Origin of the sequence: Janthinobacterium sp. SUN073 (assembly GCF_030397665.1) — a bacterium.
Classification (GTDB): domain Bacteria; phylum Pseudomonadota; class Gammaproteobacteria; order Burkholderiales; family Burkholderiaceae_D; genus Janthinobacterium.
The window spans coordinates 809405-822804 of record NZ_JAPUBT010000001.1; the positions used below are offsets into that span (position 1 = coordinate 809405).

The following is a 13400-nucleotide window of genomic DNA, read 5'->3' on the forward strand; positions in this document are numbered from 1 at the left end:
GTTGGACTTCTTAAAGGAAACACTATGAGTATGAATGTCGGTTCGGGAAGCGCAGCAGGCGCGGATCCGGAACCAATGATGGAACTGAACATGACGCCCCTCATCGACGTGATGCTGGTGCTGATTATCATGTTGATCATCACGATTCCTAAGCAAAACCACTCGGTGAACCTGAACATGCCGGTCGGCACCCCGCCGCCACCGACAACCGAACCAGTGGTCGTCACGATCGATGTCGATTTTGATGGCACTATCTTGTGGGACAATCAGGTCGTACCTGATCGTAATACGCTGGAAGCCAAGCTGAGCAACGTTGCTGCGCAAGCAGACCAGCCAGAAGTGCATCTGCGTCCTAACAAGCTGGTGGAATACAAAGTCGTCGCCGGTGTGATGGCGTCGGCGCAGCGTCTGGGCGTGACCAAAATCGGTCTGGTCGGCAACGAGCAATTCCAGTAAGCTGTAGCAATCAGGTTATCTTTACATCCGAATAGGCAGGACTTCCTGCCTATTCGCTTTTTACTGAAAGACTTTCTTATGTCCAAGTTTCGTCTCGCTCATCTCGGCCTCGTCATGGCCGCTATCGGTTTTACCGCAGCAACTCCCGTAATCGGCCTGGGCTCGCTGGCATACGCCGCGGACACCGTGCGCGCCGAAGTGGGCAAGCCATTGCAAGAAGCACAAAAACTCGCTAGCAGCGGCAAAAACAAGGAAGCGCTGGCCAAACTGCGTGAAGCAGACAGCGTCGGCGGCAAGACCGCCTTTGAAAGCTACCAGATCGAGCGCGTGCGCGCCTCGGCCGCTGCCGCCGCCGGCGATAACGGCACCGCCATCAAGGCTTTCGAAGCCGTCATCAATTCCGGCCGCCTGAGCGCCGCCGAAGCCCCCAAATTCACGCAAGCGCTGGCAGGCATGTACTACCGCGCCAAGGACTGGCCGAACACCATCACCTGGATCAAACGCTCGCTGAAAGACCGCGAAGATCCACAAATGCGCGAACTGCTGATCCAGACCTACTACGTCAGCGGCAACTTCGCCGAAGCGGCCAAGGAACTGCAAGCGCGCGGCGGCAACTCGGAAGCGAGCCTGCAAATGCTGGCCAACATCCAGATGAAGCAGAACGACAAGGGCGGCTATGTGGCCACCCTGGAAAAACTGGCATCGAGCTATCCGAAGACCAGCTACTGGGCCGACCTGCTGAACCGCGTTTCGGGCAAACCTGGCTTCTCGCAACGCCTGAGCCTGGACGTCCAGCGCCTGCGCCTGGCCAACGGCCTGTTCACCAAGCCGTCCGAATACATGGAAATCAGCCAGCTGGCCCTGCAAGCAGGCAATCCGGGTGAAGCATTGAGCATCATCGAGCAGGGCTACAAAAAAGGCGTGCTGGGTACCGGCACCGATGCCCCGCGTCACCAGCGCCTGAAAGACCTGGCCCTGAAAACCCAGGCCGACCTGAAAGCCAGCGCCGCCAAGTCGGAAGCGGAATACGTCAAGAACAAGGACGCCGACAGCTTGAGCAAGCTGGGCTTTGCCCTGGTCTACGATGGCCAGGCCGACAAAGGCCTGGGCTTGATGAACGACGCCGTGAAACTGGGCACCGCCAAGTACGCGGAAGAAGCCAAGCTGCATCTGGGCATCGCCTACATGCACGCCGGCAAGAAGTCCAATGCCACGACGGCGTTCAAGGCCGTCAAGGGCACGGATGGCGCGGCTGACCTGGCCCGCTACTGGACGTTAATGAATAAATAAGACAACACGTCCAGGGCGTTGTTGCCGCGTCTCGCCGTACATTCGTACTGTCTTCGACGCGGCGCCTAGCCCTGAACATGTTGTCAAGCCGTTAGTTCCCGAAAAGCGTTGCCAGCACACCCGCCGGCAACGCTTTTTGTTATTTCAGCAGTGAAATTCGCCCTGCGCCAGCCCTGCCGGGTGTGCATCCCTGAAACAGTCCGTATAATCCCCCTTTTGGCACAGTTTTCATCAGATTCCTATGAAGGTATTCCGCGGACTTCCCAATGCCCAGGCACGAGCGCCTTGCGCTCTGACCATCGGCAATTTTGACGGTGTCCACATCGGCCATCAAGCCTTGCTGGCGCGCGTGCGCGGCGCGGCGACCGAACTCGGCATTGAAGCGGCCGTGATGACGTTCGAACCGCACCCGCGCGAATTCTTCGCGCAGCGCGCGGGCGACCTGTCGAAGGCGCCGCAGCGCATCGCCAATCTGCGCGACAAGCTGCAATCGCTGGACGACGCCGGCATCGACAGAGTCGTCGTCGAGCACTTCAGCGCGCAATTTGCCGCCTTGACGCCGCAGGAATTCACGCAAAAAGTCCTCGTCGACGGCTTGCACGTGAAATGGCTGATGGTCGGCGACGATTTCTGCTATGGCGCCCGGCGCGCCGGCGACGTCGCCATGCTGCAGGAAGCGGGCCGCGAATACGGTTTCCATGTAGAAACATTGCCGACGGTGATGAATGGCAGCACGCGCATCTCGTCGTCCGCCGTGCGCCTGGCCCTGGCCGCCGGTGATTTCCCCCTGGCCACGCAGTTGCTGGGCCACCCGTACGCCATTTCCGGCCATGTGATCCACGGCCAGAAGCTGGGCCGCACGCTGGGTTTCCCCACCTTGAACCTGCGCGTGGCGCACCGCCCGGCCCTGTCCGGCGTCTTCATCGTGCAAGTGCACGGCCTGGCGTCGCAAGCGCTGCCTGCCGTGGCCAGCCTGGGCGTGCGCCCTACCGTCGACGATAGCGGCCGCGTCTTGCTGGAAGTACATCTGTTTAATTTCAATCAATCCTGTTACGGCAAGCTGGTACGCGTGGAGTTCTTGCAAAAGCTGCGCGACGAAGAAAAGTATGACGACTTGCCCACCCTGACGGCCGCCATCGAGCGCGACTCGAACCAGGCGCGCGCCTATTTTGAGCAACGCAGCGGCGCCATTACCGCTACCGACCGAATTTGACGCTGGCCAACTCCGCCGCCTGGCGGCGCCTGCCGCCGCAAACCCGCTACAAAAATAGACTCCATACCATTAAAGAAGATTATGTCCGATCAAAACAAGCCAGCCACGCCCAAGCAGAACAAGAAGCCTGAAAGCAAATACCCGGTCAACATGACGGAAACCCCGTTCCCGATGCGCGGCGACATGGCCAAGCGCGAGCCGCAATGGGTACAGCAATGGCAAGACAAGAAGATTTACGAGCGCGTGCGCAAGGCCGCTGCCGGCCGTCCGAAATTCATCCTGCATGACGGTCCGCCGTACGCGAATGGCGACATCCACCTGGGCCACGCCGTCAACAAGATCCTCAAAGACATGGTCGTCAAGTCGCGCTCGCTGGCCGGCTTCGACGCGCCGTATGTACCGGGCTGGGATTGCCACGGCATGCCGATCGAGATCCAGATCGAAAAACTGCACGGCAAGAACCTGCCGACGGCCGAGGTGCTGGAAAAGGCCCGCGCCTACGCCAACGTGCAGGTCGAGCGCCAGAAGAAAGATTTCATCCGCCTGGGCGTGCTGGGCGAGTGGGATAATCCGTACCTGACCATGGCGCACGGCAATGAAGCCGACGAATTGCGCGCGCTGGGCAAACTGCTGGAAAAAGGCTATGTCTACCGCGGCCTGAAACCGGTCAACTGGTGTTTTGATTGCCAGTCGGCGCTGGCGGAAGCTGAAATCGAATACGAAAACAAACGCGACCCGGCCATCGATGTCGGCTTCAAGTTCGCCGAATTCGACAAGCTGGCCAAGGCCTTCAATCTGCCGAAACTGCCGACCGAAAACGGCTTCGTCGTCATCTGGACCACCACGCCTTGGACCATCCCGTCGAACCAGGCGCTGAACGTCCATCCTGAATTGAAATACGCGCTGGTCGAAACCACGCGCGACGGCCAGCCTTTGCTGCTGATCCTGGCGCAAGACCTGGTCGAATCCTGCCTGGCGCGCTACAAGCTCGATGGCACGACGATCGCCACCTGCGACGGCGCCGCGCTGGAAGGCATCAGCTTCCGCCATCCGCTGCACGCATCGGATCCTTTCTACGACCGCCTGTCGCCGATGTACCTGGCCGATTACGTGACCGCCGAAAGCGGCACCGGCGTGGTGCACTCGGCGCCCGCGTATGGCGTGGACGACTTTATCTCGTGCAAGGCGCACGGCATGAAGGACGACGACATCATCAAGCCCGTCATGGGCGACGGCAATTACGTTTCGACCTTGCCGCTGTTCGGTGGCATGAGCATCTGGGACGCTTCCAAGCCGATCTGCGCCGCCCTGAAAGAAGCGGGCGCCCTGTTCGAAGTCAAGATGTTCGACCACAGCTACATGCACTGCTGGCGTCATAAAAAGCCTGTCATCTACCGCGCCACCTCGCAGTGGTTCGCCGGCATGGACGTGACGCCGAAAGACGGCGGCCCGACCCTGCGCGAGACGGCCTTGAAAGGCATCGCCGACACCGAGTTCTTCCCGGACTGGGGCCAGGCGCGCCTGCACGGCATGATCGCCAACCGTCCCGACTGGACCCTGTCGCGCCAGCGCCAGTGGGGTGTGCCGATGGCTTTCATCGTGCACAAGGAAACGGGCGACCTGCATCCGCGCACGCCGGAACTGCTGGAGCAAGTGGCCAAGCTGATCGAAAAAGACGGCATCGAGGCATGGCAGTCGCTGGACTTGAAGGACCTGATCGGCGACGAAGCGGCCATCTACGCCAAGAACAAGGACACGCTGGACGTATGGTTCGATTCCGGCGCCACGCACCAAACGGTGCTGGGCGGCCCGCAAGGCCATGGCTCGCACTCGACGCAGCTGCAATTCCCGGCCGACCTGTACCTGGAAGGCTCTGACCAGCATCGCGGCTGGTTCCACTCGTCCCTGCTCGTGTCATCGATGCTGAATGGCCATCCGCCGTATAAAGCCCTGCTGACGCACGGCTTCACGGTCGATGGCGAAGGCAAGAAGATGTCCAAATCGTTAGGCAACACGCTGGCGCCGCAAAAGATCTCGGACACCCTGGGCGCCGACATCCTGCGCCTGTGGATCGCCTCGACCGACTACACGGGCGAGCTGTCGATCTCCGACGAGATCCTGAAACGCGTGACGGAAGCGTACCGCCGCATCCGCAACACCCTGCGCTTCCTGCTGGCCAATACCTCGGACTTCAACCCGGTCACGGACGCCGTGCCGGTGGCGGAGATGTTCGAAATCGACCGCTATGCGCTGGCCAACATGGCCTCGCTGCAGCAGCAGATCGAAAACAACTACGCGCGCTACGAGTTCCACCCCGTCGTGTCGAAGCTGCAGACGTACTGCTCGGAAGACCTGGGTGGCTTCTACCTGGACATCCTGAAGGACCGCCTGTACACCTCCGGCTTGACGTCGCACGCACGCCGCTCGGCGCAGACGGCCCTGTGGCACATCACGCAAAGCCTGCTGCGCCTGATGGCCCCGGCCCTGTCGTTCACGGCCGAAGAGGCATGGGCCGTCTTCGCAGGAAGCGAAGCGTATGCCGCCAGCGATGAAACCATCTTCACGCAAACCTGGTGGCAGCTGCCTGAAGTGTCGGACGCCGCCGACCTGCTGCAGAAATACACGGCCTTGCGCGCCGTGCGCACGGACGTCACAAAACAGCTGGAAGACTTGCGCACCTCGGGCGCCATCGGCTCCTCGCTGCAGGCGGAACTGACGATCAAGGCCGCGCCGATGAAGTACAAGCTGTTGACCACCCTGGGCGACGACTTGAAATTCGTCTTCATCACCTCGCAGGCCACCGTGGCCGAAGTAGCCGACGAAGCAGCCGAGGAAGTGGTCGTGGCCGCGTCGACGGCGCCGAAGTGCGAGCGCTGCTGGCACTACCGTGCGGACGTGGGCACGGACGCCGCGCATGCTACCCTGTGCGGCCGCTGCGTCAGCAACCTGTTTGGAAAAGGCGAAGTTCGCCGCTTCGCATAAAAACGGCGCGGGACAGGTTCCCGCACTGCTTCCCACCGCCGCTGCCCGCAAGGGTGGCGGCGGCTTTATCTTCCCTGGAAAAATATGGCCACTAAAAACCGTTTTTCATCGAAATCGTCCTCCTCATCGTCGCTGGTACCCTGGCTGGGCATTGCCGCCATCGTCATCCTGTTCGACCAGATCACCAAGATCACGATCCTGAAGACCTTCCGCTATGCGCAGGAAATGGTCATCACCTCGTATTTCAACCTGGTGCTCGCGTATAACAAGGGCGCCGCATTCAGCTTCCTGTCCGACCAGGGCGGCTGGCAGCGCTATTTCCTCAGCGCCATCGCCCTCGTGGCAGCCGTCTACATCATTTATCTGCTGAAAAAGCACGCCGGCCAGCGCATGTTCTGCTGGGCCCTGGCGCTGATCTTGGGCGGCGCGCTGGGCAACGTCATCGATCGCCTGATGTACGGCCACGTGGTCGACTTCCTCGACTTCCACTGGAAAAGCTGGGGCCACTTCCCCGCCTTCAACATCGCCGACAGCGCCATCTGCATCGGCGTGGCCCTGTTCATCATCGATGAACTGCGCCGGGTAAACAAATAAACGCGCAGGAGAACGGCATGGAATTGTCCGGCAAAAAAATCGTCCTGGGACTCTCGGGCGGTGTCGCCTGCTACAAGGCGGCGGAGCTGTGCCGCGCCCTGACCAAGTCTGGCGCCTCGGTGCAGGTGGTGATGACGGATGCGGCCAGCCACTTCATCACGGCCGTAACGATGCAGGCCCTCTCCGGCCACCCCGTGCACACCAGCCAGTGGGATGCGCGCATCGATAACAACATGGCGCATATCGATTTGACGCGCCATGCGGATGCCATCCTGATCGCGCCGTGTTCGGCCGATTTTCTGCGTAAACTCGCGCACGGCGTGTGCGACGACCTGCTGTCGACCCTGTGCCTGGCCCGCCCGGCCCACCTGCCCCTGCTGGTGGCGCCGGCCATGAACGTGGAAATGTGGCAGAACCCCGCCACGCAGCGCAATGTGCAGCAGCTGCGCGACGACGGCATCAAGCTGTTCGGCCCTGCGGCCGGCGAACAGGCATGCGGAGAAACGGGACTGGGCCGCATGCTGGAACCGGAACAGCTGTTGACGGAGCTGATCGCCGCCTTCCAGCCGAAAGTCCTGGCGGGCAGGCGCGTGCTGGTCACGGCCGGTCCGACTTTTGAAGCCATCGACCCCGTACGCGGCATCACCAATCTGTCTTCGGGCAAGATGGGCTATGCGGTGGCGCGCGCGGCGCGCGAAGCCGGCGCCGAAGTGCTGCTCATTTCCGGCCCCACGGCACTGGACGCGCCCTTCGGCGTGCGCCGCATCGACGTGCAAAGCGCGCAGCAGATGCACGATGCGGTACTGGCCCACGTCGACGGCCAGCATGTCTTCGTCGCCGTGGCCGCCGTGGCCGACTGGAGAGTCGCCAACGCCAGCGACCAGAAAATGAAAAAGCAGGCCGACGGCTCCGTGCCCGAACTGCAGTTCGTGCAAAATCCCGACATCCTCGCCACCGTGGCGGCACGCACCAACCTGGCCGGCTATCCCTACTGCGTGGGCTTTGCCGCCGAATCGGAAAACCTGGTGGAATTCGGCTCGACCAAGCGCGAGAAAAAAGGCATTCCTCTCCTGGTCGGCAATATCGGCCAGAACACGTTTGGCCAGGACGACAACACCATCATCCTGTTCGATGAAGAAGGCCATACCGTGCTGCCGCGCGCCTCGAAACTGAACCTGGCGCGCCAGCTGATTTCGGAAATCTCGAAACGCCTGGCAAAAAATTCACTGCTCAAATAACCCTTTACGTTTTAAATTAATGAAAAATATCGACATCAAGATCCTCGACGCCCGCATGCAAGAACTGTTGCCGGCCTACGCCACCCCGGGCAGCGCCGGCCTCGATTTGCGCGCCTGTATCGACGAAGCCATCACCATCGAAGCGGGTCAGACGGTGCTCATTCCCACCGGCCTGGCCATCCACCTCGGCGACCCGTCGTATGCGGCCATGATTTTGCCGCGCAGCGGCATGGGTCATAAAAACGGCATCGTCCTGGGGAATCTGGTAGGCTTGATCGATTCCGATTACCAGGGCCAGCTGATGGTATCGACCTGGAACCGGGGCCAGAGCGCTTTCACGCTCAATCCCATGGAACGCCTGGCGCAACTGATTATCGTGCCGGTGCTGCAAGTGGGCTTTAACGTCGTCGAGGAATTCGGCGACAGCGAACGCGGTGTTGGCGGTTTCGGCAGCACCGGCAAACATTAAGGATTGTCTTATGCCAGGTTTCCGCCATCTGATCCCAGCCACGACTTCGCTGCGCCGATTGGCCACGCCCCTCCTGCTGGCCAGTGCGGCTTTCCTCGCCGGCTGCACCACGCCGGCAACGAATGTCAGCGGCCCGTTCAACGTGGTGCCGGCGCCCGATGCGCCCGCGCCGACGGCGCAACAGAAGGCGGCGCAGGAAGAGCTGGTGAAGATGGTGGCGCTGCAGGACCGCCTGTCGAAAGTCTCGGCGCCCCTGCTGATCAACAATGCGGACCTGTGCAAGACGTATGCACGCAACCTGCTGGGCTTCACGGCGCAGAACAAGTATTCCTACCCTGGCATCTATGCCGATGCGGCGCAGGCGGCCCTCGGCTATGGCGAACAGATGCAGGTCTCGGGCGTGCTGCCTGGCAGCGGCGCCGCGCGCGCCGGCTTGCGCAAGGGCGACGGCTTGCTGGCCGCGGAAGGCAAGCCGCTGCCGGCCGGTCCCAAGGCGGAAGGCCCGTTCGCCGCCATCGTCGGCCCGCTGGCCTCCAAGAGCGCCAGCCTGAACATGACCATCGCCCGCGACGGCCAGCAACAGGATTTAAAGATCCCCGTCACGCGCGCCTGCGCCTTCCGCGTCGCCCTGGGCAATGCGGACAATATCAACGCGTATTCGGACGGCGCGCGCATCATGCTCACGCGCGGCATGGTGAATGCGGCGCAAAACGACGAAGGCATCGCCTTCGTCATCGCCCGCGAAATGGCGCACAACATCCTCGATCACGCGCGCAGCCAGCGCTCCGCCGGCACGGCCGGCAGCATCATCGACAGCCTCGGCGCAGTGCAGCCCGACGTATCGATGCTGACGGGCGCCGCCGGCATCAAGGCCATGCCGCAGGAACTCGACGTACAAGCCGATACCCTGGCCATCTACCTGCTGGCGCGCGCCGGCTACAACGTCGACAACGCCGCCCGCTTCTGGCAGCGCCTGGCCACGCAAGTGCCGGCGACAGTCGCCAACGGCTACACGGCCCTGCATCCGGGTACCAACTCACGCATGGCGGCCATCAACCGCGCCGTCACCGACGTGCGCGCCAAGCAGGCGGCAAAGAAGCCGCTCAAGCCTTAAGTACAGAGGCGCCTGACAAAACCGGGTTTGCTCAGGCGCCGGGGAAGTTCGGGAAGTAGGTGCCCATGATCCATGTGAGCGCACCGCAGAACACCACGGCCAGAAACAGGACGATGAGCAGCTTGCCGAACTTGGGAATACCCTCTTCTTGCGTCTTGACTTCATTTGACATGAAAATTCTCCGCAGGGTGGTGGAGCAGGTAGTATATCCACAATCTTGAATACTTTTCCATACTTTGCCGCAAACATGCGGCATCACTCCCGCCCCCCATGGACAGCATCGACCTTGAAGTTCTGAAAACCAGCGCCGCCTGGCTCGCTGCCGGGCACCGCTGCGAACTCGTCACCGTCATCAAGACCTGGGGCTCCAGCCCCCGCCCCGTGGGCGCCACGCTGGCCATCTGCGACGATGGCACGGTGGTCGGTTCCGTCTCCGGCGGCTGTATCGAGGATGACCTGATCGACGCCGTCCGCACACACGGCATCGTGCGCACGCTGCCCGACATCGTCAGCTACGGCATCAGCGCCGACGAGGCGCACCGCTTCGGCCTGCCCTGCGGCGGCACCATCGAACTGGCCATCGAGCCGCTGCATGCGGGCAGCCGCGTGGCCGAACTGCTGGCGCGCCTGGAAGCGCATGAACTGGTCGAACGCCGCCTGGACTTGCACAGCGGCGCCGTCACCCTGCGCACCGCCGTACCGGGCGCCGTGCTGGCCCTGGAAAACGCCGTGCTCACCACGCAGCACGGCCCGCGCTGGCGCTTGCTGATCATCGGCGCCAGCCAGCTGTCGCGCTTCGTGGCGCAAATCGCCATGGCCATGGATTACCACGTCATCGTCTGCGACCCGCGCGAGGAATACCGGGGCGGCTGGAATGTGCCCGGCGTGCCCCTGCTGCACGCCATGCCCGACGACCTCGTGCTGGATTTAAAGCTCGACAGCCGCAGCGCCGTCGTCGCCCTCACGCACGATCCCAAGCTCGACGACCTGGCCCTGATGGAAGCATTGAAATCCCCGGCTTTTTATGTCGGCGCCATCGGTTCGCGCGCCAACAATGCCAAGCGCCGCGAACGGCTGCTGCAGTTCGACGTCAGCGCCGAACAGCTGGCGCGCCTGCACGGCCCCATCGGCCTGTACATCGGCAGCAAGACGCCGGCAGAAATCGCCATTTCCATCCTGGCCGAACTGACTGCCGTCAAAAATGGCGTGCCCGACGCGCTGCAGATCCAGCACGCGGCCGCCTTGACGCCGCCCAACCCGGACCTCTGCATGCGCTGAAGCCTGAAAGCAAGAAACAAGATGCGCCAGCGGCGCGCCCCTGCTACCTTCCCTGATTTTTGACCACCATGACCCTGCTGCACTGGACCCTGCCCCTGCCCGCCGGCTACCGCCGCGACGATGTCATCGCCTTCCACAGCCGCGATGGCGAAGCCGTGGCGGAGCAAGTCACGCCGACGGGGCTGCGCAAGGGCATCCTGCTGCGTGGCAGTGCCGTGGTGCTGGACGTGGCCTTCACGGACGATGCCGCCGTCTGCCGCGCCGAGATCGACGGCAGCGCCAATGGCGATCTGCAAACCCCGCTGCACGGCGCCCTGCTCAACATCCTCGGCCTGCGCATCGACCCGCAGCCATTCGCGCAACTGGCCGCCGGCGACCCGCTGCTGGCGCCTTTGATCCGCGTCAATCCGGGCTTGCGCATCGTGCAATCGGCCAGCCCCTTCGAGGCACTGACCTGGGCCATCATCGGCCAGCAGATCAACCTGTCGTTCGCCATTTCCCTGCGCCGTACGTTTATTCTGCAGGCGGGACGCCGGCACGGCAGCGGCTTATGGTGCTACCCGGAGGCGCGTGACGTGGCGCGCCTGTCCGTCGAGGATTTGACCAGCCGCAAATTCTCGCGCGCCAAGGCGGACACCGTGCTGCGCCTGGCGCGCCTGGTCGACGAGGGAGCATTGTCGCTGGAGCTGCCCCCCTCCGGTGACGTGGCGGCCATTTCACAGGCACTGCTGGCCGTGAAGGGCATCGGCCCGTGGACCGTCAACTACGCGCTGCTGCGCGGCTATGGCTATGCCGACTGCTCGCTGCACGGCGACGTGGCCATCCGCGCCGCCCTGCAAAAGCTGCTCGGCGAAGTAACGAAACCTGACATGGCGCGCACCGAGCAGTGGCTGCGCCAGTACGCGCCGCACCGCACCATGGCGGCCGCCCACCTGTGGGCCAGCCTGCATGCGCCGGCAAAAAATATTTTGCCTGTGCGGGAATAAACGGCAGGCGGCACGCGTCTATCCCTTGCAAGCCCCCCAAAACCTCAAGGAGACCATCATGCGCTTTACTACTTTTGCCGCCACCGCCCTTTTCACCGCCTTGTCCGCCCCGCTGGCCTTCGCCGCCGACGTCATGCCCGCCAACGGCATGCTGGTCAACGCCAGCGGCATGACCGTGTATGTGTTCGACAAGGATGTCGCCGACAGCGGCAAGAGCGCCTGCAGCGGCGGCTGTCTGGTGGCCTGGCCCGCCGTCATCGCCACCGACGCGGCGCCCGCCGCCCCGTATGGCAGCATCAAGCGCGAAGACAACGGCGCCATGCAGCTGACCTACAAGGGCAAGCCCCTGTACCTGTACAAGGAAGACAAGAAGCCGGGCGACGTCGCCGGCGACAATTTCAAGAACGTGTGGCACGTCGTCAAGCCCTAAGCCCCTTCCCGCCGCCACGATGACCACGCCAGAGGACAGCTGCCAGCTGCAAGCCTGCCTGCCGGGCCTGCGCCGCTATGCGCGTGCGCTGGCCGGTCCCCTGCATGCGGACGACCTGGTGCAGGATACCGTGGAGCGGGCCTGGCGCAGGCTGGCCCAATGGCAGCGCGGCGGCGAGATGCGGCCCTGGCTGTTTTCCATCATGCATAACCTGCACTTGGACCAGCTGCGCCGCCCTGGCCTGGCGCTGCAGGAGCTGGACGACGACAGCGTGCTGCCCGCCGCGGAGCGGGCGCCGGGGCAAGCCATCGCCATCGGCGAAATGGATGCGGCGCTGGCCCGCTTGCCGCTGGGGCAGCGCGAAGTGATCCTGCTGGTCGCGCTCGAGCAAATGCCGTACGAGCAGGTGGCGGCCACCCTGGACATCCCCGTCGGCACCGTCATGTCGCGCCTGTCGCGCGGACGCGACAAACTGCGCACCCTGCTCGATGGCCGCCCTGCCGGCAGCCAGGGCAGCGGCCCACCCACCCTGAAAGTCGTGAAATGACAACGCAAGCCATCAGCGAAGCGCAATTGCATGCCCTGGCCGACGGCATCCTGCCGGAAGAGCTGCGCGCGGCAGTCGACGCCCACCTGCGCGCGCATCCGCAGGACGCCGCCAGGGTCGATGCGTGGCGCGAACAGAACCGGCAATTGCGCGCCCTGTTCGATCCCGTGCTGGACGAAACCGTGCCGCCGGCGCTGCGGCAGGCAGCGGCCGCCCCGTCGGCAGCCAACCATGCGTGGTACCGCCCCGCCATGCAGGCGGCGGCAGCCGTCGTGCTGCTCATAGCGGGTGGCGCGGGAGGCTGGCTGCTGCGTGGCGGCGACAGCGTGACCGCCAGCGCCAGCCCGATCTCCCTGGCGCGCAGCGCCGCCATCGCCCATGCCGTCTACACGCCCGAGGTGCGCCACCCCGTGGAAGTGGGCGTGGAACAAGAGGCGCACCTGGTGCAATGGCTGTCGAAACGCCTGGGCAGCACCTTGCAGCCGCCCGTGCTGTCGCCGCTCGGCTATCACTTGATCGGCGGACGCCTGCTGCCCGGCGATGGCGACGGCCCCGTGGCGCAATTCATGTACGAAGAGGACACTGGCAAGCGCCTGACCCTGTACGTGGCCAGGGAGCGGGCCGGCAAGCAGGAAACGGCGTTCCGCTACACGCAGGAAAAGGACCTGGGCGTGTTTTACTGGATCGATGGCCAGATGGGCTACGCCCTCTCGGCCAGGCTGCCGAAAGCCGAGTTGGGCAAGATCGCCGACGCCGTGTATGCGCAGCTGGAGGTACATCGCTGAGCCACGGATAGCCGCTAT

14 protein-coding genes are annotated in these 13400 nt (G+C 63.4%); 13 read left to right on the plus strand and 1 reads right to left on the minus strand.

Annotated features, from left to right (window positions below; genetic code table 11):
• The first annotated feature begins 24 nt into the window (after positions 1–24).
• From O0882_RS03735 to O0882_RS03770, 8 genes are all read left to right on the plus strand, one after another.
• A complete protein-coding gene (locus O0882_RS03735; protein WP_170840419.1) occupies positions 25–456 on the plus strand; it encodes a biopolymer transporter ExbD in 432 nt (143 codons plus the stop codon).
• A gap of 78 nt (positions 457–534) precedes the next feature.
• Entirely contained in the window at positions 535–1746 is a 1212-nt protein-coding gene (locus O0882_RS03740) for a hypothetical protein (protein WP_289945452.1), read from the plus strand.
• Positions 1747–1987: 241 nt separating this feature from the next.
• A complete protein-coding gene (locus O0882_RS03745) occupies positions 1988–2959 on the plus strand; it encodes a bifunctional riboflavin kinase/FAD synthetase (protein ID WP_289945453.1) in 972 nt (323 codons plus the stop codon).
• Between the two features lie 81 nt (positions 2960–3040).
• Positions 3041–5941 carry an isoleucine--tRNA ligase gene (gene ileS, locus O0882_RS03750; RefSeq protein ID WP_289945455.1) on the plus strand — a complete coding sequence of 967 codons (2901 nt, stop codon included), beginning with the start codon at positions 3041–3043 and terminating at the stop codon, positions 5939–5941.
• Positions 5942–6025: 84 nt separating this feature from the next.
• The gene (gene lspA, locus O0882_RS03755; RefSeq protein ID WP_289945456.1) at positions 6026–6535 is read left to right on the plus strand and encodes a signal peptidase II; all 510 of its coding nucleotides are present in this window, start codon (positions 6026–6028) and stop codon (positions 6533–6535) included.
• A 17-nt stretch (positions 6536–6552) separates the two neighbouring features.
• Positions 6553–7773, plus strand: coding sequence for a bifunctional phosphopantothenoylcysteine decarboxylase/phosphopantothenate--cysteine ligase CoaBC (gene coaBC / locus O0882_RS03760; RefSeq protein ID WP_071075806.1), 1221 nt, complete (start codon positions 6553–6555; stop codon positions 7771–7773).
• A 19-nt stretch (positions 7774–7792) separates the two neighbouring features.
• Complete coding sequence (gene dut / locus O0882_RS03765; RefSeq protein ID WP_289945458.1) at positions 7793–8242, plus strand: dUTP diphosphatase; 450 nt, start codon at positions 7793–7795, stop codon at positions 8240–8242.
• A 10-nt stretch (positions 8243–8252) separates the two neighbouring features.
• Positions 8253–9356: a M48 family metallopeptidase gene (locus tag O0882_RS03770; protein ID WP_289945460.1), complete on the plus strand. Its 1104-nt coding sequence runs from the start codon at positions 8253–8255 to the stop codon at positions 9354–9356.
• Positions 9357–9387: 31 nt separating this feature from the next.
• Here the strand turns inward: O0882_RS03770 and O0882_RS03775 are convergent, their stop codons facing one another.
• Entirely contained in the window at positions 9388–9528 is a 141-nt protein-coding gene (locus O0882_RS03775) for a hypothetical protein (protein WP_162835767.1), read from the minus strand.
• 98 nt (positions 9529–9626) lie between these two features.
• Here O0882_RS03775 and O0882_RS03780 point away from each other — a divergent pair, with 98 nt between their 5' ends.
• The 5 genes from O0882_RS03780 (at position 9627) to O0882_RS03800 (ending at position 13382) form a co-directional block, all read left to right on the plus strand.
• Positions 9627–10634, plus strand: a complete 1008-nt coding sequence (locus tag O0882_RS03780; protein ID WP_289945462.1) for an XdhC family protein — start codon at positions 9627–9629, stop codon at positions 10632–10634.
• A gap of 68 nt (positions 10635–10702) precedes the next feature.
• Positions 10703–11620: a DNA-3-methyladenine glycosylase 2 gene (locus tag O0882_RS03785; RefSeq protein ID WP_289945465.1), complete on the plus strand. Its 918-nt coding sequence runs from the start codon at positions 10703–10705 to the stop codon at positions 11618–11620.
• Positions 11621–11678: 58 nt separating this feature from the next.
• Complete coding sequence (locus O0882_RS03790; RefSeq protein WP_070289095.1) at positions 11679–12050, plus strand: hypothetical protein; 372 nt, start codon at positions 11679–11681, stop codon at positions 12048–12050.
• 19 nt (positions 12051–12069) lie between these two features.
• Positions 12070–12597, plus strand: coding sequence for an RNA polymerase sigma factor (locus O0882_RS03795; RefSeq protein ID WP_289945468.1), 528 nt, complete (start codon positions 12070–12072; stop codon positions 12595–12597).
• Positions 12594–13382, plus strand: coding sequence for an anti-sigma factor (locus O0882_RS03800; protein ID WP_289945469.1), 789 nt, complete (start codon positions 12594–12596; stop codon positions 13380–13382). The genes O0882_RS03795 and O0882_RS03800 overlap by 4 nt, the downstream gene beginning before the upstream one ends.
• The last annotated feature ends 18 nt before the right edge of the window (positions 13383–13400 follow it).